We start from the raw sequence: 20,768 nt of genomic DNA, 5'->3' as shown, positions 1-20,768 counted from the left end.
GAGCCGTCCGCCATGGTCTGTCTCACCGCCGGCATCGGCCGACCGGGGCACGCCGCGGTGAACACCGGGGCAGGCGGTCTCAGGCGGCATGCCTCCGGATTCCCGGTACGCGGCGACGGCTCCCGGCGGCTCGGCCGCGATCGGGCGCTGCCACACGGCAACAGGCGACCCGCGGTACCCCGCAGCGCCTTCGCGTTCGTCGGCACCCCGGTCCGGCCGCGCCCACAGGACCACAACCCGATCGACGCCGCCGCGAGGCTGGAGCTCCTTGTCGGGATGTCTGGAGGGGGTGGTCCGGGTCGAGCCTGACAACCGGCCGGCGCGTATCCAGGTGCTGGTGGCCAGGGAGGCAGCCCGACGCGGTTCCCCGGTCGGTGTGTTGGACGTCTGCACCGCGGCCGTGGCCGCGCTACCGGTCGGCGGGGCCGGCCTGTCGGCGATGTCGCGGACCGCGGCGAGCCACCCACTGTGCAGCACCGACGAGATCAGCGGGCGACTGGAAGAGCTCCAGCTCACGCTCGGTGAGGGGCCATGCGTGGACGCCTTCGCCCGCGGCTCGGCCGTACTGGCACCCGATCTGCTCACCGCCGGAATCCAGGCTCGCTGGACCGTGTTCGCCGACGCGGCCCTGGAGGCCGGAGCCCGAGCGGTCTTCTCCCTTCCCCTGCGGATGGGGGCGATCAGCCCGGGGGTCCTGGACCTGTACGCCGGCATTCCGACCGTACTCGACGCGGAGGAACTGGCCGACGCGCTGGCGTTCGCCCATCTCGCGACCCTCCTCCTGCTCGATACGACGATCGGCGAGACCGGCGCGCCGGCCGACGGGCGGGTCCCGGTCCCCGGCTCCGAGGACCTGGGCGCATACCGAGCGGAGATCGACCAGGCCAGCGGGATGCTCACGATCCAGCTCGGAGTCGGCATCGAAGAGGCCTTCGCCCGGCTCCGCGCCCACGCCTACGCCCAGGGACGCCAACTCGCCGACGTGGCCGCCGACGTGGTGGCCCGTAGGCTTCGCTTCTCACCCGACGCGGAGGAGGGCCAGGCCGAGGAGGAGACTTGACGCAGGCGACGCCGGCCGAGGAACGAGCCGCCCGTCCCACCCCTCGGGGCAGGGACCAGTCTCAACCAAGGGTGCCCACGTGGATCAACGACTTCTGGCCAAGACCTTCGTCGAGCTGGCCGACAACCTGGTCGCCGACTTCGACCTCATCGACTTCCTGCGCCTGCTCACCGACCGCTGCGTCGGCATGCTCGACGCCGGCGCCGCCGGGGTACTGCTCGCCGACCGGGACGGAAAACTCCGCGTCATGGCCGCCTCCGACGAACAGGTCCGTCTGCTGGAACTCTTCCAGCTCCAGAACGACGAAGGCCCCTGTCTCGAGTGCTTCCGCACCGGCGCACCAGTGATCGTCCACGACCTGACCCGGGAGGTCGATCGCTGGCCGCGCTTCGTCGCCGTGGCCCACCGCAGCGGGTTCGGAGCCGTCCAGGCCCTGCCCATGCGCCTGCGGGACGAGACCGTGGGCGCCCTGAACCTTTTCCGCGCCGCGCCCGGCCCCTTCGACCCGGCCGCCACGCTGGTCGCCCAGGCACTGGCCGACGTCGCCACCATCAGCCTGCTGCAACAACGCACCGCCCACCGCAGCACGATCCTCAACGAGCAGTTGCAGACGGCGTTGAACAGCCGGGTGCTGATCGAACAGGCCAAGGGGAAACTCGCCGAGCGCCAGGGCATCGACATGGAGCAGGCGTTCAGCTCCCTGCGCGGCTACGCCCGCGCCCACAACCGGCGCCTGGCCGACGTGGCCCGCGCCTTCGTCAACGACTCCGAGCCCCTCGCCGGTCTGGGGTCCTGGCCCGCGCCCTGGTCGGGGGCGCCGGAGAGTTGAGACCACGGCTCCCGGCGTTGCGGCGGCCGTGTGCCGGACGGCGTTGCCCACCGGCTCGGACACGACCGGCACCGCGTCGTCGAGGCAGGGCACGATGTCGGCGAACGCGGTACGCACCTGGTCAGGGGCGAGGGCGCTGAACGACCGGAAGCACGACCGCCGTTCCGCCCGCATGCATTGCCGTCCGGCGATCGCGGCCTTCAGGCGCCATTGAACGGCGTCCTACGCTCGGGCGTTGTGTTCATCCGTTCCGCGAGTGGCGCCGGCGTCGAACCCGCCCGCGTTCGCCGTCGCTGAGCTCACGGCGGCCACCGGTGCCGTACCGGAAGGCGGCGATGCGTTCATCGTTCTGCGCGTTGAGCAGGTGGATGAGCAGCACACCCAGAGCGACCACCGCGAGCACCACGATCACGGTCACGAAGATCTCCACGGTCCTCACACCACCTTCGTCAGATTCGGTTACGCGGCTGTGACCCGGGAATCCGTGGCCGCGGAGACAGGATCGCCGGCCACCTGCCCGCCTTCGGAGACCCAGACCGCTTCCACGGCCCCGTCGGTCTCCGCCACGGTCCGCAGGAGTGCCGCCTCCTCCATCAACCGGCTCGCGGTCGACATGCCCAGCGGGTCGCTCGCGGCGGCCATCAGCCACGCGGCCGAGACAGCCGGCGTCTGCGGCGGGACCACCAGCAGGTTCCAGCGGCCCACGCGGTACGAGAGCAGCAACAGCTCGTGCGGATCCTGCTCGGCCCGGAACCAGCCGACCTTCACCGCACGCCCGGCGAGAGGCACCTTGCGCGGGACGACCGGCCAGTGGACAGGATTCACCGTGACGCGGGTGATCCGGCCCCACAAGGGATCGAGCAACGCCAGCAGCGAGGGGAGTTCCGCCTCGAGATCACGGGAGTGGGGCCACCAGGCGCCGTCCAGCAAAGCTGGTGCGGAACCGACGGGAGCCAGCGACAGACGCGGCGGTGAGGAGGAGGACCGGCCTTCGAGTGTCGGCGGGAGGAAAGTGGTCGCAGTCATGACGCGAACCCTGCCCCGGGCGGTCACGACCGGCCCGGCGTCATCAATCGCCGAAAACGACACGAGCGTGGAAGCCGGTGTGCGAAGAATCCTCGGTACCTCCAGCCTACTCCTCGGACAATCCGAACGGACCGTGGAGCCGACAGCAGAACTCCGCCGTCGCCATGGCCCAACCTGAAACCCGATGGCAGGCCCCGAAATCAATGCGCTGCGGTCCCGTCAGGATCAGCGCGAGATGAGCGTCGAAACGACTTCCCACCGCCCCCGCGAAGACCGGGCTGCTGGATCCCTCATCCAACATGCCCATCGCAGAGCCGCAGGTCAGCGCAGGTAGGTCGAGGCTTGGAGAGCCGCACCGAACGCCCGGAACAGCACACGAGCGTCACTCCCGGCCCGCGCTCCAACGCCCGGGGCAGCCGAGGAAGCGCCAGGGCCGGGACCGCTCGAGAAGCTGCCGGGCTCCGTCGGGAGCCGGCTGCGGCTACCCGAAAACGTCTCGGTCGACGTCGGTATCGGTCGCCGCCAGCACCGCGACCCGGGTTCGGGAGGGATCGAGGACGGCGAAAGCCACGTCTGAGGTGTCGTGGCGGAACCAGTCCGTGAACGCCATGAATCGCAGCCACCGGTGCTCCACGGCGCGCCGCACGGCTTCCAGGAGCGGCACGCCGGCGGTCACCGAAGTCGTCCGGACTGAGCGCACTCGGCAGCGTGAAGAACGGTGCCTCAACCGCACAGATCCATCCACCGGCCGTGAACGGCCAAGCAGCCGTTTCGCCCGCCCGCCGTCACGCGTTTCACCCGCCGTGCGGCCCGCGACGGCACCGATGCTGGTCGAGGGAATCTCCGGAAAGCGCGACCGGAGCTGCTTCGAAGTCTTGATCGACCCCAGTCCCCGGACACGTACCATGAACCGATGCTCGATCTCCAGGCGCGTCCTGGGCAGCCGAGCCAACGGATGTCCCAGCTCACGCAGCCTTTCGGCGTACGCGTCCAGAGAGCGCCGATCGGCCTCCGAGCCGATGAGTGTCAGCTCTCCGAGCAGACACGCCCGCAACTCGACGCCCGACTTCGGATTCCGTCCCGCAACCCCCGAACAGAGGCTCAAGGTCCCGCGGGTACTGAGCCTTGACCAGCTTCGCGGACACCGAACGCAGCAACCGATCGGCCTCCCTCGATCCGTGATCTCGAAAGGCATCAGCCGATCCGCGAGTCCACGGCAAACGTCGCACAGTCCCGCGAGCGCGTGTCGGCGAGGGTCTCGGCGATCCGCCCGACGGCCCGCGCCACTGACTAAAAGGCGAGCTCGGGCTCCCAGGGCAGAGCGGGCCCATGCCTGACGTCGCTCTGCACGCCCAAGTGGGTGACACCAGCCACCCAATCGAGGAGAAGCAGCGCGCCGGACAGGTGTCGAGCCACGTGTCCATCGTCTCCGCATCGAACAGTCCAGGGGCGGGAGCGAGTGCAGTGTCCTGCGTCTGGTCCCTGACCGCCCTGTCAACTCAGCCTGGTCGGCCTTGCTCGACTGCCACGGCAAGGCCGGGGCTACCACGTTCGTCAGCCGTGCCGGAGCACCGTTGTGAGCACCCAGAGGGTCCCTCTCTCCGTCGAGGACGCGTCAGTCGGTGGCGCCCAGAGGCCTCCGCGTTCTGAACGATCCATGAGGGCCCTGGAGCGGGTCGCTGACGCTGACGAGATTGCCCGTGTAGTCTCTGGTCCGGTCAACAGCGTGGTGCACCAGCCCTGGCAGAGCCGCGAAACAGCACACCCGAGTGCGCTATGACATCCGCCGTCGCCGCGTCGCCCTACGGTTCCGGCACGTGGTCCGCCTCTGGGTGCCTCTCCTGGTGGATGAACAGGTCGGCGGTTCGGCGGGCCCGCTCCCCCTCATCGGGCTCGAAGTCGAACGTGGGCCGACGGAAGCCGCCCTGGAATCGGGTCCAGCGGCCGGTGGCGTGACGGGCTCTTCGAGCAGTCCAGGACGGCACTCGCCTCATTCCTTCGGTACGTGGACGGTTGCCTGCCGCTGCTATGCGTGTCATCACCGACTGACAGTGCGCCATCCGTCACTATTGCGACAACGTCACGCGTGCTCGATGAACTAGGCATTTGCGGGCTATGAAGCTGCCCGATGTGATACATCGCCGCTGCGTCACTGCCCACGCTTCAGGTCACCGCGCCAAGTGACGCCAATTCGGAGAACGGTCACCCGATCGCTCGTAGAAGTCCGCACGGTGAACCACTCCGGCTCGCCCCGCATTCAGCACGTAACCGGAGTTGACCGTGATCGAAGACGCCGCGCCCGCTACCGTAGCGCTGCCTGATCTCGTACGCGAGGTCGTCACCGTTGCTGCAGCAGCCGAAATCCTTGAGAAGACCCGCTTGCACGGCTGCAACCCACGCAAGCTGGATTCCTCTCACGCCCGGCGGCTCGCTCGTGACATGTGCAACGGTAGCTGGGACGACTACAACCCCGACGTCCTGTCTCTGTGCGGTCATGGAGCCGCCATCCAGGGACAACACCGCCTCGAAGCGGTGATCATCAGCAAGACACCCCGCAGCTTCCTTGTCGCCAGGGACGTGCCACATGGTGCGGCGACAACGATGGACTGCGGCAAGGCTCGATCGGCTGCGACCGCGCTGTCTCTAGTGGGCGTCGACGGGCATCGCAAGGACATCTCTTCGACCATCCGACTGCTGCAGAACTACGACGTCGAACGCAAGAAGGTTGCCTGGCCCGCATGGCGGTCGGTCGTCTACACCAACGCCGAGATCGTACGGTTCTTCCAGTCCAAGTATTCCGACCTGCCGGACTTTCTGCCGCTGATGACCGCCCTGAAAAGCGGCGTGTACTCCGCCCCCGCAGCGTCACTGGCATGCGCGTACCTGGTCCACCGGGACGGCGGGAGCACCTCGCACGCGGACGACTTCTTCCGGGGCCTGATCTCCGGAGCCCACCTGGACACAACCGACCCCAGATGGATCACTCGCCGGTACTTCCACAGCCCGGCCCGGCCACGACGCGGCAACATCACCAGCGCCCTCCACCTGGGACTCCTCCTGAAGACGTGGAACCTTTGGGTCACCGGTCAGACCTGGGAGATCGCCAACTTTCGCGCGACACAGCGCATGCCAGACATCGTCAATGCGCCATGTCCTGCACAAACGCAGCAATCCTTCAGGAAACCGAGCATGGACGGACCCGTCATTCCACGCCGCCGAGCTGCAGACCGAGCCGGCGTTCCTGGACAGACGATGGGCATGATGCACCTGCCCATGGAAGAGGGTTTCCCCGCATGAGAGGCGCATCCCGGACAAGGCGATGGCGTTGGACCGCTCGCCCTGCACGACCCGTTCAAGAAGCGCTGCTGGACACCAAGGCATTGGCGGGCGGACACGCAACACCATGCCTCGCCGAGCTTCGGACATGGTTGCCGGGTCGGACATCGACGTGGACGTGCGTCAGGAGCCTTCGGCTCTGCCTCCTAGGGCCGACCGGCATGCTTGGTCGCCTCCTGCGGCGAGGCCACCGCGGAGTGTCGCTGCGACCAGTAGCCGGGATGGACTGCTGTCACGGCGTTGCCGGTGGGCAAGAACACGCTGGCCCAAGCAGAACGTCTTTCGACAGCGCTGCCGGCAAGCCGCGGTCGCGTGTCTCCGACGTAGCTCCGAATCATGGAGCGAATGGGCACATCCGACGCACCTCGTTGCGCCACCCGGTTTCACGTGGTCGCGCCACGACATCGATTCGCGCGAGAGAAATTGATCTTCGGTGGTGTGACTGATCATATGCAGGTGGGAGCCCTTTCCGAGAGGGCTCCCACCACCTTCCCGTGTGCCCAGCGAACGGAGAAACACGGTCATGAGTCACTCTCCCAGATCCGGAGCCACTTCACGCTGGCGCAGGACCCCCGGTGATGCCGTCCCTCAACCGGACGAAATTTCACCGCTCTGCAATGCCCCTTCGCACCTGCAGCCTCCCGAGAGCACCCCTCTCAGAGAGGCCCGGCACGATTCATTGTTCAAACAACGCACCCTCCTCGTGTTGTGCGCCGCGGTCACCCTTGCCAACAGCGTGGGCTACATCACGGCGTCCGCAAGCAGCGATCCACTGGCCGGGCTGGTCGCAGGAATCTTCGCATTCGGTGGAACCATCGGATTCTTCCATGAACATACGGACTGACACCACCGGCCACTGAATACCGGCCCTTGCCGAGCTGACGGTGCACCGCCCGCCTCGCCGTCAACCGAGCCCCATTCTCGATCCAGAAAAGGAAGACGAGCCGTCGGCATAGGCGGGCACTACTCACCGCGCTGGGCTCACCTCTCACAAAGCAAGGTCGCCCGCTCCGGCGACGTGAGCCCGCGACTGACTGCGCAGACACGAACCGTCGCTGCGGAAAACGCCACCCAATCGCCTCTGTCTCGGATCCATCGGAGTCTGACATGAACGACGAGAGCATGTCTTCCTCTGCACCGCTCCCCTTGCCGGTGCGTGAGATCGTCACCCCTGCTGCGGCAGCCGAAATCCTTGAGAAGACCCGCTTGCACGGCTGCAACCCACGCAAGCTGGATTCCTCTCACGCCCGGCGGCTCGCTCGTGACATGTGCAACGGTAGCTGGGACGACTACAACCCCGACGTCCTGTCTCTGTGCGGTCATGGAGCCGCCATCCAGGGACAACACCGCCTCGAAGCGGTAATCATCAGCAAGACGCCCCGCAGCTTCCTTGTCGTCCGGGACCTGCCACACCAGACAGCCACCACTATGGACTGCGGCAAGGCTCGCTCCGCTGCCACCGCGCTGTCCCTGGTGGGCGTCGAGCGGCACCGCAAGGACATCTCTTCGACCGTCCGACTGCTGCGACTCTACGACGCCGAGCGCAAGAAGATTGCCTGGCCCGCATGGCGGTCGGTCGTCTACACCAACGCCGAGATCGTAAGATTCTTCCAGTCGGAGTACCTCGACCTTCCGGACTTCCTGCCACTGATGACCGCCCTGAAAAGCGGCGTGTACTCCGCCCCCGCAGCGTCACTGGCATGCGCGTACCTGGTCCACCGGGACGGCGGGAGCACCTCGCACGCGGACGACTTCTTCCGGGGCCTGATCTCCGGAGCCCACCTGGACACAGCCGACCCCAGATGGGTTGTCCGCCGATACTTTCAGAATCCGGCCCGGCCACGGCGCGGCAACACTGTCAGCTCACTTCAGCTGGGGCTGCTGCTTAAGACCTGGAATCTTTGGATCTCTGACGGTGTCTGGGAGATGGCGTACTTCCGACCCAACGAGCGTATGCCCGAAGTCGTCCGCGCTGGCTCGGCGCGCAGATTCACCGAGGTGCAGCACGAATCAGCCGACCCGGACAGTAACAAAATGCCCTTGTCACCACGTCGCACTGCACGCCAGGCTCGTGTGCCCGACCAGAACACCAACACGGCTCAGGTACGCTCCTGACCCATCCGTGCCGGGCTTCCTCGGGACCGAGTTGGGGCAGCGTCAGGGCCACAAGGCGGCAGTCGCCACCAGCGATCGGGCGCCTTCCTCGCCACGGCCATCGGCCGTTCGGACACCCCGGAGGCTCCGCCAGGCCGCCACTGGCGACGACCTCTGAACGCAGGGCAGCGGGCATCCCGGCGTCGCTGGCCTTCAGAAGGGGCTGGAGGTCAGCAGATTTCGATTCCCGCGGAGTGGGCATGCTCGGAGGGTCCTGGTCGACGTGGCACCCACCTACACACCCTCCAGACACGCCTGAAGACCACCACCGCTGGGAGCTGGCGACTGGCTGGCTCTTGATCGGACCGGCGTCGGCGTCGTGGCGGCAGCCTGAACGGCCTTCGTCAAGGTGCGAGCCGCTGCTCGGCCGGTCCGTGAGGTCTGTGGTGAAGACACTCGGTCGCCGCCTGATGAAGTGTTCGCCGGAGGGCGCGCGAGGGGGCTTGCTTCATTCAGACTTCGCCGCGTCCCTCCTCGGTCCATGTCCACGGCCCTCGAGGGCGAACCGTACGGCTCCGGACCGTGCTCCCCGACCCTCGCCAGAGTCAGCACATGTCTCGTCCTCGCCTTGCTGTCCGTCCACACGGCCTTCCCATGGATGTGTGGGTGAGTCGGACCTGGCCTCCCTGAGCCAGGACCAAAAAGTGATGCGCTAGCTCACGACGTCCCCGATGAACAGGAGATCAAGTGCCTACAGGGGCCCGACAAAACGACATCCGCACGCTCCGCCTGGCCGTACATGTGTCCCCAAGCCTCTGCCGCGCCGCGACTTCCAGCGCCAACAGCAGCACGCAGGTCGAGTGGCGAGCCGCCGACATAGGCAATGTCCACGGCATCGATACCGATCTCCTTCGCAGCCAGGAGGATTCCGTCCGGTGCTGGCTTCGGACGCGACACATGGTCGCCACCGATCAACACGTCAACATGCAACCCTGCAGACCTCACCAGCATCCCGGCCGCCCTCGAACTTGCACCGGTGAACACAGCCAGAGCCCGGCCCTGGGCACGCAGGGCAGCGAAGATGTCAACACCCCGGTATACGGCGCCACTTCGGCACCTCCGAGATCCCGGTGGAAAGATTCTCGGACAGCCCAAGCTCCTGATCAACACATTCAGTGTTCGCAGTGTCTGTCAAACGAGCGGTGTAACTGGGGTGGTTGGGTTACTGGCGGGCTGCTGAGAGTCGGCCGTCGAAGGTGATGTCGAAGGCGTTCAGTGCGGTCTTCCAGCGCATGGTCCAGCGGGCCTGGCCCTTGCCCGTGGGGTCGAGAGACATGATGGCCATGTAGACGCACTTCAGGGCGGCCTGCTCGTGGGGGAAGTGGCCGCGGGCCTTGACCGCCCGCCGGATGCGGGCGTTCACCGACTCGATCGCGTTGGTGGTGCAGACGATGCGGCGGATCTCGGTGTCGAACCGCAGGAATGGGGTGAACACCTCCCAGGCGTTCTTCCACAGCTTCACGATCGCCGGATACTTCCGTCCCCAGGTGTCGGCGAACTCGGCGAACCGCTCCAGGGCGGCTTCCTCGGTCGGCGCCGTGTAGACGGGCTTGAGGAGGCGGGCGATCTTGTCCCAGTCCTGGCGGGCGGCATAGCGGAAGGAGTTCCGCAGCAGGTGGACCACGCAGGTCTGCACGATGGTGCGGGGCCAGACGGTTACCACCGCTTCGGGCAGGCCCTTGAGCCCGTCGCAGACCAGCATGAGGACGTCGTTCACGCCGCGGTTCTTGATCTCGGTGAGGATGTGCAGCCAGTGCTTGGCGCCCTCGCCGCCGTCGCCGGCCCACAGCCCGAGAATCTACCCCGTTATCTTTTTCGCGGTCCTGCAAGAGGGCCGCTGGCCTCCGGGCCCGGCATGACTGTTGCCCCCTGTCGAAGGGATGACCTGGGGGGTGGTGTCACCGGGCCCGAGGGGTGCCGTCACAGACGCTGATGAGAGGTCCGACCACCGCCCGGCCGGGCGCAATGCCCTGCCGCTCGCGGGCGGCAGGGCTGCATAACGTGGATGCGCGCGAACGGCTCCCGACCGCCGAGGCTGGCACGCATCGACACATGTGGGGGCACGGTGATCAGCATCGACGGCGTGGGCGTCTTCCTGGGCCTGGACGTCGGCAAGCAGACGCATCACGGACACGGCCTGAACCCGGCCGGGAAGACGGTCTTCGACAAGCCGCTGCCGAACACCGAACCGAAGCTGCGGGCCGTCTTCGACAAGCTCAAGGCCAAGTTCGGCACCGTCCTGGTGATCGTGGACCAGCCCGCTTCCATCGGCGCCCTGCCGCTGACCGTCGCCCGGGACACCGGCTGCCAGGTCGCCTACCTGCCCGGACTCGCGATGCGCAGGATCGCCGACCTCTACCCCGGCGAGGCCAAAACCGACGCGAAAGACGCCACCGTCATCGCGGACGCCGCCCGCACCATGCCCCACACCCTGCGCACCCTCGACCTCGCCGACGAGGTCGCCGCAGAGCTGACCATGCTGGTCGGCTTCGACCAGGACCTCGCCGCCGAGGCCAACCGCACCTCCAACCGCATCCGCGGCCTGCTCACCCAGTTCCACCCCAGCCCCGAACGGGTCCTGGGCCCCCGCCTGGACCACCAGGCCGTCACCTGGCTCCTCGAGCGCTACGGATCCCCGGCCGCTCTGCGCAAGGCAGGCCGCCGCAAACTGATCGAGGTCACCCGGCCCAGAGCCCCGCGCATGGCCCAGCGGCTCGTCGACGACATCTTCACCGCCCTCGACGAACAGACCGTCGTCGTTCCCGGCACGACCACGCCCGATGTGATCGTGCCCTCGCTCGCCAAGTCGCTGGCCGCCATCCACGAACAACGCAGGACCCTCGAGGGCCAGATCGAGAGCCTGCTGGAGGCCCACCCTCTTGCCAAGGTCCTGACGTCGATGCCCGGCGTCGGTGTCAGGACCGCCGCAGTCCTCCTGGTCACCGTCGGCGACGGCAGCTCATTCCCGAGCGCCGCCCACCTGGCTTCCTACGTCGGCCTCGCACCGACCACCAAGTCATCGGGTACCTCGATCCACGGCGAACACGCCCCCAGAGGCGGGAACCGACAGCTCAAACGCGCGATGTTCCTCTCCGCGTTCGCAGCCCTCCACGACCCCGCCTCCCGCAGCTACTACGACCGCTGCCGAGCCCGCGGCAAAACCCACACCCAGGCCCTCCTCCGCCTCGCCCGCCACCGCATCAGCGTCCTGTTCGCCATACTCCGCGACGGAACCTTCTACGAACCCAGGACCCCACGGCTCGCTTGATGAAAGACATAGAGGCACCCCCCGCCGGCCCTCGGTGGTGACGGCCAGGGCGACATAGATGGGCCGGTTGGCGACCGCGCCGTCGCGGACCTTGGTTCTGTCGACGATCTCGTGATCCGGACGGGTAGGCGAGCCGTTCTGGATGTTCGCGATCAGGCATCGCGTGCTCTCGTGATGTGCTCTTGGAGCTGTTCCCGTACCTGTCCGCATTGTTGGTCGAGGAGGTCGAGCGCCGGCCGGACAAGGTGGTGTTGCGGACGCGGGTGCGGGCGGCGACCGCGGTCTGTCGGTGCGGCCAGAGCTCGGCACGGGTGCATGGCCGGTATGTACGCAAGCTGCGTGACGTCGCCGTGGGCGGTCTCGGTGTCGTGATCGAGTTATCGATACGTCGCTTCCGCTGCGAGAACTCTGCCTGCCCGGCGGTGACGTTCGCTGAACAGATCACGGGACTGACGAGCCCGCACAGTCGACAGACCCCTTTGCTGCGAGGAGTGTTGACACAGATCGGGCTGGCCCTGGCCGGCCGGGCAGGAGCCCGCCTGGCCTTCGCGGTCGGCATCACCGTGGGCAAGGATGCGCTGTTGCGACTGGTCAGGGCCTTGCCCGAGCCGGAGGTCGGCGAGGTGGAGGTTCTCGGCGTCGACGACTTCGCTTTCCGCAAGGGCCGCCACTACGGCACGGTACTGATCGACATGGCCACTCACCGTCCACTTCATCTCTACGACGGGCGCGAGGGCGAGGACCTGGCCGCCTGGCTCCGCAACCACCCCGAGGTGAAGGTGATCTGCCGGGACCTGGTCCAGCGGCTATTCGGGGGGGCACGCGTTGGTGCGCCACAGGCCCAGCAGGTCGCTGATCGCTATCACCTGTGGGCCAATCTTGGCCAAGCGGTCGAGAAGACGGTGAACGGCTACCGCTCCCGTCTGGCCGAACCGCCTTCGGAACCGGCGGACACGCCCGGCGAACCGCAGGTCGTCCGGCCGCCGGCAGAGCTGAAGATCGTGACTCGCCTCTGTGAACAGCATGCTGCTGCCCATGAGCTGTGGCAGCAGGGGATGTCGAAGGCGGCGATCGGAAGGAAACTCGGACTGCACCAGGCCACCGTCCGCAAGCTGGTCAACGCCCGCTCCGCGGACGACGTCGTGGCCAAGAACCTGCAGCGGGCGCATGTCGTCGACCCGTACACCGGCTACCTGCACCGACGCTGGAACGAAGGTGTCAGAAACGCCGCTCAGCTCTGCCGCGAGATCCAGAAACAGGGTTATCCCAGAGGCGAGTTGGCAGTCCAGCGTCATCTGCGACGCTATCGGACCGGGCGCGGATACGCACCAGACCCGGGGCCCAAGCCTCCATCGGTCCGCGAGGTCACCTCCTGGATCACGACCCACCCCGAACACCTGCGGGATGACAACGCCGACAAGCTCCACCGGCTGCGTGAACGCGATCCCGGCCTGGACCGGCTCACCGGGCACATCAGGAAGTTCGCCGTCATGATGACCGCACGCCAAGGCAACCGCCTCGAAGACTGGATCACCGGAGCCGAACAGGACTCCCTGGCCCCACTCGCATCCTTCGCCCGCAACCTCCGCCGCGATTTCGACGCCGTCGGCAACGGCCTCTCCCTGCCGCACAGTTCCGCCGCCGTCGAGGGCAACATTAACCGGCTGAAGATGCTGAAGCGTCAGATGTTCGGCCGAGCCGGCCTCGGTCTCCTTCGCAAACGCGTCCTACTCGAGCGATGAGTCCAGCCCGTCCGGATCACAAGATCGTCGACAGAACCAAGATCCGCGACGGCGCGGTCGCCAACCGGCCCATCTATGTCGCCCTGGCCGTCACCACCGAGGGCCGGCTGGAGATCCTCGGGCTGTGGGCCGGCGACGGTGGCGAGGGCGCCAAGCACTGGCTGCACATCCTCACCGAGATCAAGAACCGCGGCGTGGCGGGGCATCAAGGCATCCAGCCGTGATCTCGCGCGGCTGTGCGACGCCGCACTCGGTGCCGACGGGGCACTGATCGCCCTGGGCACCCCTACCGCTGCCGACTCACCTGCCGTGTCGGCGCCAGGCCGGGTCGAGGAAGGAGAACTGGATGATGCAGTTGTCACCGGACGGCCCGAACTCGTTCAGGCCCGTGGGCCGGCGTGAGGTGATAAATGCCGGTGTCGCCTCGCCGATGACCTGGAGGTCGGACGGATCAGGTCCGGCTTCCCCGGCCGCCGGCGCCGGCATGCTGGAAGCCTCACGCTCCCTGTTCACGCCCTACCACAGACTCGGTCAGACCGTGGAACCCGGCCTGCTTCTGCCCATTCTGATCGCGCAGACACACACTGAGAGAACTATCGGCGCAGAGCGACAGCGGCTACCAGGCGTCGCCTGCACCCCGGGATCCATCCGGCGAGGTCGCCGTCATCGTCGACAACGCGTCGAGCGATGGAGCGGGGACCGGCAAGAGGCGGGCGTCGACTCAGGTGTCCCCCGTCGCCGCGTTGACGCAGGGGCCTCGATCGCATCGGCGCCGGGTACGTGACGCCGGGGTAAGGCACCCCGCGTCACCCGGTGACCCGAGCCAAGAACTCGAGCGGAAAGCCTGCGACTGCTGTCCGGTATCCCGCGTCTAAAGGGAGCCACGCCTTCCAGCAGACAGCGTCCCATTCCGGCTCGACCTGAGCAGGACCGGACCGCGCGTGAGGGCAGGGCACGCGCGTGCCCTGCCCTCACGTCGTCGAATCTCAGAAAACAGGGAACCAGGCCGCCAGGCGCTTGGCGATGACCGGTACATCGATGTTGTCCTGCGCAACGTCCTCGACGAACGGGCCGGCAATGGAGACGGGCGGTGGGACGGTACTGGCACTGACGCCGTTGAACCGCAGGAAGACGCGCATGGCCAGCCAGGCAGTGCGCTTGTTGCCGTCGATCAGTGCGTGATTGCGGGCAACGGAGTGCAGCAGTGCCGCCGCCTTCTCGTGCAGCGTGGGATACAGCTCGGCTCCGAACACGTTCGTCCGGGGTCGCTCGATCGCTGACACCAGAAGGCCCATGTCACGCACGCTGTGCTCCGTACCGTTGACCGTACGGGCGATGGCCAGGATTTCGTCGATCTGGAGGTAGCGCACGTCGGTCACTTCAGGTAGTCCAAAATCTCCGCATCACTGTCCATGAGCTCGACCAGGACGTCATCGACCTTCAGCTCGGCCCGGTTCTGCGCGTCACGGATGGCCTCAATAGCGAGTTCCTGCTTGCTGCGGCCCTCCCGGCGAGCCCGCTCGGTGAGCTTCGCGTCAAGGTCGTCGGGGAGTCGGAGTGTCATCGCCATGCGACAATGATACCAGGACGGTATCAACGGCGCTTTCGGCTCCGCGAGGGCGGAACCAGGCGGCCGCTGGCACCGCTAACGTGCAGGCGCGGTAGAGACGCCATTATGAGCGTCGTCCGAGCGTCAAGAATCCCCGAAGAGACATCTCAGGCGTCGCCCTGGTGCAGCGCATCCTCATGAACTCGCAGGTCAGAGAGCTGGCGAAGATTGATCCGTCCGATTGAACCGCTACACGGAGGGAAACAGGTCGAGCAACCCACCAAAGAAACAAAATGGCAGGTCAGGCACCCTTGCCCGCAGGCTCAAGAATCGCCACGCACTCCACATGATGCGTCATCGGAAACAGATCAAACACCCGCAACATCCGCACCCGATACCCCCCGTCCCGGAAGTACCCCAGATCCCGGGCCAGCGCAGCGGGATCGCACGCCACGTACGCGATCCTCCGCGCCCCCAGCGACGACAGGTGCTCGACCGTCTTGCGCCCCGCACCCGCGCGCGGCGGGTCGAGGACGATGAGGTCGGCCTCGTCGATGCCGGTGCGCGGCAGGACCGCCTCGACCTTGCCCTGTTCGATGCGGACGCGGTCGAAGGCGTCGAGGTTGTGCCGGGCGTCCTCGACGGCGCGCTTGCCGGACTCGATGCCGAGGACCGCGCCCTTGTCGCCGACCCGGTCGGCCAGGGCGCCCGCGAAGAGGCCCACGCCGCAGTAGAGGTCGAGGGCCATGTCGCCCTTGCGGGGAAGCAGGCCCTGCATGACCGCGAGGACGAGGGTGTCGGCGGCCTTGGGGTGGACCTGCCAGAAGCCGCCGCTGCCCACCCGGTAGGTGCGGTCGTCCGCGCGCTCGCGGACGAAGGGGCGGCCGTGGACGCGGTGGACGCCGCCGTCCTTCTCGCCGACCCGCATCACGGAGACCGGGCGGTCCAGCTCGACGATGGGGAGCCTCGCGCCCGGGCGGGGGGTCAGGATGACCTGGCGGTCCTGCGAGCCGCTCGCCGCGATCGCCTCGACCGACTCCATGCCGGTCCAGTCGCGCTGCTCGATGCCCAGCTCGCTGACGCCCTCGGCGGCGATCATGCAGTGGTCGATCGGTTCGACCTCGTGCGAGCGGTGCTTGCGCAGGCCCGCGTTGCCCTCGGCGTCCACGGCGTACTGCACGCGCGTGCGCCACGACGGGACCTGGCCGGCGGGCAGCTTGTCGCCCTCGGCCGGCATCACCGTGCCGTCCCAGCCGGCCTCCTCGGGCGTGAGGCCCGCGAGGCGCTTGAGCTGCTCGGCGACGACCTCGCCCTTCAGGCGGCGCTGGGCGCCCGGCTTGGCGTGCTGCCAGTCGCAGCCGCCGCAGCGGCCGGGGCCGGCGAAGGGGCACGGTGCCTCGATGCGGTCCTTGGAGGCGTCCAGGATCTCGACCGCGTCGGCGCGCAGGAAGCGGGCGCCCTCCTCCCCCTCCGTGACCCGGGCCACGACGCGCTCGCCGGGCAGCGTGTGCCGGACGAACAGCACCTGTCCCTCGGACGTACGGGCGATGCAGTGGCCGCCGTGGGCGACGGGGCCGATCTCGACCTCGTACTCCTGGCCCACCAGTGAGACCGCCTGGGACTCCGCCTGCGATTTCTTCGGTTCTGCCTGCATGGCGGGGTGACTCCAGAGAACGGACGACGAGAGACGGACGCCGGCAGGCGAACGTCAAAGGACAACAGCCGTCCAGTCTACGTCGACGACGAGGGCTCCTTCGCCCGGTCGGGCTGGGCCGGACCGCGCCGGACCGCGCCGGGCGCGTTCCAGTCCTGCCGCTTGCGGGCCCGGCGCTTGGCGGCCTCGGAGGACTGGAGCTGGTAGGGGACGGAGGTGACCATGACGCCGGGGGTGAAGAGGAGACGGCCCTTGAGGCGGAGCGCGCTCTGGTTGTGCAGCAGATGTTCGTACCAGTGGCCGACCACGTACTCGGGGATGATCACGGAGACCGCGTCGCGCGGGGACTCCTTGCGCAGGCTCTTGACGTACTCGATGACCGGGCGGGTGATCTCGCGGTACGGCGAGTCCAGCACTTTCAGCGGTACGGCGATGCCGCGCCGCTCCCACTCGTCGCGCAGCGCCTTGGTCTCCGCCGGGTCGACGTTGACGCTGAGCGCCTCCAGGGTGTCGGAGCGCATGAGCTTGGCGTAGGCGAGGGCGCGCAGGGTGGGGCGGTGGATCTTGGAGATCAGGACGACCGAGTGGACGCGGGAGGGGCGCACCATGTCGTCGGGCTGCGCCTCGTCGGGGTCCTCCGGGGCGGCGATCTCCTCGGCGACGCGGTCGTAGTGCTTGCGGATCGCCGTCATCGTGGCGAAGAAGATGCACATGCCGAGCAGGGCGACCCAGGCGCCGTGCGTGAACTTCGTGGCCAGTACGACGACCAGGACGAGTCCGGTGAAGAAGGCGCCGAAGGCGTTGATCGCGCGGGAGCGGTGCATGCGGCGGCGCTTGGCGTGGTCCCGTTCGGTGGCCAGGTGGCGGTTCCAGTGGCGGACCATGCCGATCTGGCTGAGCGTGAAGGAGACGAACACGCCGACGATGTAGAGCTGGATGAGGCGGGTCGAGTCGGCGCCGTAGACGAAGACCAGGAGCATCGCCGCGCCGGCGAGGAGCACGATGCCGTTCGAGAAGGCCAGGCGGTCGCCGCGGGTGTGCAGCTGGCGCGGCAGGTAGCGGTCCTGGGCGAGGATCGAGCCGAGCAGCGGGAAGCCGTTGTAGGCGGTGTTCGCGGCGAGGAAGAGGACGAGCGCGGTGGCCGCGGCCAGCACGATGAACAGGAAGCTGCCCTCGCCGAAGACCGCCTCGGCGACCTGCGAGATCACCGGGTGCTGGACGTAGTCCGCGCCGACCGCGACGCCGTTGTGGAAGAGGTCGGTGGCCGGGTTCTCCGACATGCGGACGTCGGTCGCGGCGGCCAGCGCGATGATGCCGCAGAACATGGTGACGGCGAGCAGGCCCATCATCGCGAGGGTGTTGCCCGCGTTCTTCGACTTGGGCTTGCGGAAGGCCGGGACGCCGTTGGAGATCGCCTCGACTCCGGTCAGGGCGGCGCAGCCGGAGGAGAAGGCGCGCAGGAGGAGGAAGACCAGGGCGAAGCCGGCCAGGCCGCCGTGTTCCGGTTTGATCTCGTAGTCCGCCGTCGGGGCGCGCATGGTGTCGTCGAGGACCAGGCCGCGGAAGGCTCCCCACGCGATCATGATGAAGACGCCCGCGACGAAGACGTACGTCGGAATCGCGAACAGGGTGCCCGACTCCCTGACCCCGCGCAGGTTCATCAGCGTCAGCAGCAGGATCACGGCGATCGCGCAGAGGACCTTGTGCTCGACGACGAAGGGGATCGCGGAGCCGAGGTTCTCGATGCCGGAGGAGATGGAGACGGCGACGGTCAGAACGTAGTCCACCAGCAGCGCGCTCGCCACCGTCAGCCCCGCCTTGGGCCCGAGGTTGGTGTTCGCGACCTCGTAGTCGCCGCCGCCGCTCGGGTAGGCGTGCACGTTCTGCCGGTAGGAGGCGACCACGGTGAACATCAGCACGACGACCGCGACCGCGATCCAGGGACTGAAGTGGTACGCCGACACGCCCGCGATGGACAGGACCAGCAGCACCTCGCCGGGCGCGTACGCCACGGAGGAGAGCGGGTCGGAGGCGAAGACGGGGAGGGCGATGCGCTTCGGCAGGAGCGTTTCCCCCAGCCGGTCACTGCGCAGTGCGCGCCCGATCAGGATCCGCTTGGGCACGTCGGTCAGTTTGGACACAACAGAGGATCGTAAGCGTTCGAACGGGCGCCCGCCCACCCGCCACCCCAGATCGGCCCGCCGTCTGCTCTACGGGTGAATTCGGGGGGTGGTGCGGCTGCGGATTCCGCAGGTCGCCGGGTTCGCATGCCTATATGACAAACACCGTCCGATTGCCGTTCGCTTCCCGGCCGTTGCCGCCCCTGGAGGTCCCATGCACCTGAGCGCAGAGCTGATCGGCGGCGCCGCCACGCTCGTCGGCCTCGGAATCCTGACTCTTGCCAGCATCCGCAGCATCGGCCGGCGGGGGTCGTCGGCCGGGGGGTGAGACGGCCCCTGCGGGCCCTGGAGGCTTGCCGATACGTTTGGGTGCGGACAGGGGACCCGGCCTCCCGGACGGGGAATCCGGGATCCCGGGGCCCCGAGAGGCGTCAGCGTCGGTGCTCACCGGCATGATGTTCCCCTGCGGCCCGCACACTGGCCGCGACGTGTCGCCAGGCGAGCCGAAAGAGAGACATGAGCAGGACATCCACAGAGGCCGGCGGGCCCGCAGAGAGCGGGGTGTGAGGCGATGCACATCGTCATCATGGGCTGCGGGCGCGTGGGCTCGGCCCTCGCGCAGACCCTGGAGCAGCAGGGGCACACGGTCGCCGTGATCGACCAGGACCCCACCGCGTTCCGTCGCCTCGGTTCCACGTTCGGGGGCCGCAGGGTCACCGGTATCGGTTTCGACCAGGACACCCTGCGCGAGGCGGGCGTCGAGGAGGCCGGCGCCTTCGCCGCCGTATCCAGCGGTGACAACTCGAACATCATCGCCGCCCGCGTGGCCCGCGAGATGTTCGGCGTGGAGAACGTCGCCGCCCGTATCTACGACCCCCGCCGCGCCGAGGTCTACCAGCGCCTGGGCATCCCCACGGTCGCCACCGTCCGCTGGACGGCCGACCAGATGCTGCGGCGGCTGCTCCCCTCGGGCGCCGAGCCGCTGTGGCGCGACCCGACCGGCGGCGTCCAGCTCGCCGAGGTGCACACCTCGACGTCCTGGGTCGGCCACAAGATCAGCCGGCTCCAGGACGAGACCGGTGTGCGGGTGGCGTTCCTCACCCGGCTCGGGGAGGCCATCCTGCCCACCTCGCAGACGGTGTTGCAGGAGGGGGACCTGGTGCACGTGATGATGCGCGCCGACGAGGTCCACAAGGTCGAGGCGTCGTTCGCCAAGGGTCCCGAAAAGGAGGGCGGTCACTGATGAGGGTCGCCATTGCCGGAGCCGGTGCGGTCGGCCGCTCGATCGCGGGCGAGCTGCTGGAGAACGGCCACGAGGTCCTGCTCATCGACAAGGCGCCGACCGCCATCTCGGTCGAGCGCGTTCCGATGGCGGAGTGGCTGCTCGCCGACGCGTGCGAGATCACGTCGCTGGACGAGGCGGCGCTGCAGCGCTGCAACGTCGTCATCGCCGCGACGGGCGACGACAAGGTCAACCTGGTCGTCTCCCTGCTGGCCAAGACGGAGTACGGCGTCCCGCGCGTCGTCGCCCGGGTGAACAACCCGAAGAACGAGTGGCTGTTCAACGAGTCCTGGGGCGTGGACGTCGCCGTCTCCACGCCGCGGCTGATGTCGGCCCTGGTCGAGGAGGCGGTGAGCGTCGGCGACCTGGTCCGGCTGCTGCGCTTCAGCCACGGCGACGCCAACCTGGTGGAGCTGACGCTGCCGGAGGAGTCGGCCCTGGCCGGCATCCAGGTCGGGGACGTGGAGTGGCCCGAGGACACCTCGCTGGTCACGATCATCCGCGGCACCCGGGTGCTGACACCCTCCCCGGAGGACTCCCTGGAGGCGGGTGACGAGCTGCTGTTCGTGGCGGCTCAGGCCCGCGAGGAGCAGCTGGAGGACCTGCTGTCGGCGCGGCGGACCGACGCCGCGCGCTGAAGCCGACGCAGGACCCGCGTACGACGACGCAGGACCCGCGTACGACGGTGGGGGGGCCCGGGGTCTACGGGGGCCCCCCCCCCGTGAGCCCTCAGTGGGTGGAGGGGGAC

At 68.1% G+C, this 20,768-nt stretch carries 17 protein-coding genes and 2 pseudogenes; 9 read left to right on the top strand and 10 right to left on the bottom strand.

Going from position 1 to position 20,768, the window contains the following annotated elements:
* Window positions 1–337 precede the first annotated feature (337 nt).
* Window positions 338–1,060, top strand: a complete 723-nt coding sequence (locus ACFW48_RS21970; RefSeq protein WP_386317007.1) for an ANTAR domain-containing protein — start codon at window positions 338–340, stop codon at window positions 1,058–1,060.
* 79 nt (window positions 1,061–1,139) lie between these two features.
* On the top strand, window positions 1,140–1,889 hold the full coding sequence (locus ACFW48_RS21965; protein WP_386317005.1) for a GAF and ANTAR domain-containing protein: 750 nt from the start codon (window positions 1,140–1,142) through the stop codon (window positions 1,887–1,889).
* 241 nt (window positions 1,890–2,130) lie between these two features.
* Here the strand turns inward: ACFW48_RS21965 and ACFW48_RS21960 are convergent, their stop codons facing one another.
* The 3 genes from ACFW48_RS21960 to ACFW48_RS21950 form a co-directional block, all read right to left on the bottom strand.
* Window positions 2,131–2,319, bottom strand: coding sequence for a hypothetical protein (locus tag ACFW48_RS21960; RefSeq protein WP_386317003.1), 189 nt, complete (start codon window positions 2,317–2,319; stop codon window positions 2,131–2,133).
* Window positions 2,320–2,348: 29 nt separating this feature from the next.
* A complete protein-coding gene (locus tag ACFW48_RS21955) occupies window positions 2,349–2,915 on the bottom strand; it encodes a DUF5994 family protein (RefSeq protein WP_386317001.1) in 567 nt (188 codons plus the stop codon).
* Between the two features lie 481 nt (window positions 2,916–3,396).
* Complete coding sequence (locus ACFW48_RS21950; protein ID WP_386316998.1) at window positions 3,397–4,020, bottom strand: DUF6183 family protein; 624 nt, start codon at window positions 4,018–4,020, stop codon at window positions 3,397–3,399.
* Window positions 4,021–5,195: 1,175 nt separating this feature from the next.
* On the opposite strand from ACFW48_RS21950, the gene ACFW48_RS21945 reads away from it, so the two are divergent.
* Together ACFW48_RS21945 and ACFW48_RS21940 are read left to right on the top strand one after the other, a co-directional pair.
* Complete coding sequence (locus tag ACFW48_RS21945) at window positions 5,196–6,212, top strand: hypothetical protein (protein ID WP_386316996.1); 1,017 nt, start codon at window positions 5,196–5,198, stop codon at window positions 6,210–6,212.
* Between the two features lie 1,146 nt (window positions 6,213–7,358).
* Window positions 7,359–8,366, top strand: a complete 1,008-nt coding sequence (locus ACFW48_RS21940) for a hypothetical protein (RefSeq protein WP_386316994.1) — start codon at window positions 7,359–7,361, stop codon at window positions 8,364–8,366.
* A 696-nt stretch (window positions 8,367–9,062) separates the two neighbouring features.
* Here the strand turns inward: ACFW48_RS21940 and ACFW48_RS21935 are convergent.
* Together ACFW48_RS21935 and ACFW48_RS21930 are read right to left on the bottom strand one after the other, a co-directional pair.
* The gene (locus tag ACFW48_RS21935) at window positions 9,063–9,515 is read right to left on the bottom strand and encodes an HAD family hydrolase (RefSeq protein ID WP_386316992.1); all 453 of its coding nucleotides are present in this window, start codon (window positions 9,513–9,515) and stop codon (window positions 9,063–9,065) included.
* A 52-nt stretch (window positions 9,516–9,567) separates the two neighbouring features.
* A pseudogene (locus ACFW48_RS21930) lies at window positions 9,568–10,203 on the bottom strand (IS256 family transposase); the annotation flags it as partial.
* Window positions 10,204–10,470: 267 nt separating this feature from the next.
* Here ACFW48_RS21930 and ACFW48_RS21925 point away from each other — a divergent pair.
* The 3 genes and pseudogenes from ACFW48_RS21925 to ACFW48_RS21915 all read left to right on the top strand — a co-directional run.
* Entirely contained in the window at window positions 10,471–11,673 is a 1,203-nt protein-coding gene (locus ACFW48_RS21925) for an IS110 family transposase (protein ID WP_386316990.1), read from the top strand.
* A gap of 182 nt (window positions 11,674–11,855) precedes the next feature.
* Window positions 11,856–13,415: an ISL3 family transposase gene (locus ACFW48_RS21920; protein WP_386316988.1), complete on the top strand. Its 1,560-nt coding sequence runs from the start codon at window positions 11,856–11,858 to the stop codon at window positions 13,413–13,415.
* Window positions 13,416–13,453: 38 nt separating this feature from the next.
* Window positions 13,454–13,612, top strand: a pseudogene (locus ACFW48_RS21915) (transposase); the annotation flags it as partial.
* A gap of 103 nt (window positions 13,613–13,715) precedes the next feature.
* Here ACFW48_RS21915 and ACFW48_RS21910 read toward each other — a convergent pair.
* The 5 genes from ACFW48_RS21910 to ACFW48_RS21890 all read right to left on the bottom strand — a co-directional run bounded on the left by ACFW48_RS21910 (window position 13,716) and on the right by ACFW48_RS21890 (window position 18,759).
* On the bottom strand, window positions 13,716–13,901 hold the full coding sequence (locus tag ACFW48_RS21910) for a hypothetical protein (RefSeq protein ID WP_386316985.1): 186 nt from the start codon (window positions 13,899–13,901) through the stop codon (window positions 13,716–13,718).
* Window positions 13,902–14,401: 500 nt separating this feature from the next.
* Window positions 14,402–14,794: a type II toxin-antitoxin system death-on-curing family toxin gene (locus tag ACFW48_RS21905; protein WP_386316983.1), complete on the bottom strand. Its 393-nt coding sequence runs from the start codon at window positions 14,792–14,794 to the stop codon at window positions 14,402–14,404.
* Entirely contained in the window at window positions 14,791–14,985 is a 195-nt protein-coding gene (locus tag ACFW48_RS21900) for a ribbon-helix-helix protein, CopG family (protein WP_121749681.1), read from the bottom strand. Before ACFW48_RS21900 ends, ACFW48_RS21905 begins: the two co-directional genes overlap by 4 nt.
* 280 nt (window positions 14,986–15,265) lie before the next feature.
* Window positions 15,266–16,618: a class I SAM-dependent RNA methyltransferase gene (locus ACFW48_RS21895; protein ID WP_386316981.1), complete on the bottom strand. Its 1,353-nt coding sequence runs from the start codon at window positions 16,616–16,618 to the stop codon at window positions 15,266–15,268.
* A gap of 77 nt (window positions 16,619–16,695) precedes the next feature.
* Window positions 16,696–18,759 (bottom strand): APC family permease, encoded by a 2,064-nt coding sequence (locus ACFW48_RS21890; protein ID WP_386316979.1) that lies wholly within the window; start codon window positions 18,757–18,759, stop codon window positions 16,696–16,698.
* Window positions 18,760–19,309: 550 nt separating this feature from the next.
* Between ACFW48_RS21890 and ACFW48_RS21885 the strand changes: the two genes are divergently transcribed.
* Window positions 19,310–19,981, top strand: coding sequence for a potassium channel family protein (locus tag ACFW48_RS21885; RefSeq protein WP_386316977.1), 672 nt, complete (start codon window positions 19,310–19,312; stop codon window positions 19,979–19,981).
* Window positions 19,981–20,658, top strand: coding sequence for a potassium channel family protein (locus ACFW48_RS21880; RefSeq protein WP_386316975.1), 678 nt, complete (start codon window positions 19,981–19,983; stop codon window positions 20,656–20,658). Before ACFW48_RS21885 ends, ACFW48_RS21880 begins: the two co-directional genes overlap by 1 nt.
* Window positions 20,659–20,768: the final 110 nt, after the last annotated feature.

It is taken from the genome of Streptomyces sp. NPDC058812, assembly GCF_042744565.1.
GTDB classification, from domain to species: domain Bacteria; phylum Actinomycetota; class Actinomycetes; order Streptomycetales; family Streptomycetaceae; genus Streptomyces; species Streptomyces thinghirensis.
This window is presented reverse-complemented; position numbering and strand designations above follow the sequence as displayed.

Coding starts and splice junctions, on each gene's coding strand:
- ACFW48_RS21955 (WP_386317001.1), bottom strand. CDS start 2,915: ATGACTGCGACCACTTTCCTCCCGCCGACACTCGAAGGCCGGTCCTCC.
- ACFW48_RS21940 (WP_386316994.1), top strand. CDS start 7,359: ATGAACGACGAGAGCATGTCTTCCTCTGCACCGCTCCCCTTGCCGGTG.
- ACFW48_RS21910 (WP_386316985.1), bottom strand. CDS start 13,901: ATGCCGGCGCCGGCGGCCGGGGAAGCCGGACCTGATCCGTCCGACCTC.
- ACFW48_RS21900 (WP_121749681.1), bottom strand. CDS start 14,985: ATGGCGATGACACTCCGACTCCCCGACGACCTTGACGCGAAGCTCACC.
- ACFW48_RS21895 (WP_386316981.1), bottom strand. CDS start 16,618: ATGCAGGCAGAACCGAAGAAATCGCAGGCGGAGTCCCAGGCGGTCTCA.
- ACFW48_RS21885 (WP_386316977.1), top strand. CDS start 19,310: ATGCACATCGTCATCATGGGCTGCGGGCGCGTGGGCTCGGCCCTCGCG.
- ACFW48_RS21880 (WP_386316975.1), top strand. CDS start 19,981: ATGAGGGTCGCCATTGCCGGAGCCGGTGCGGTCGGCCGCTCGATCGCG.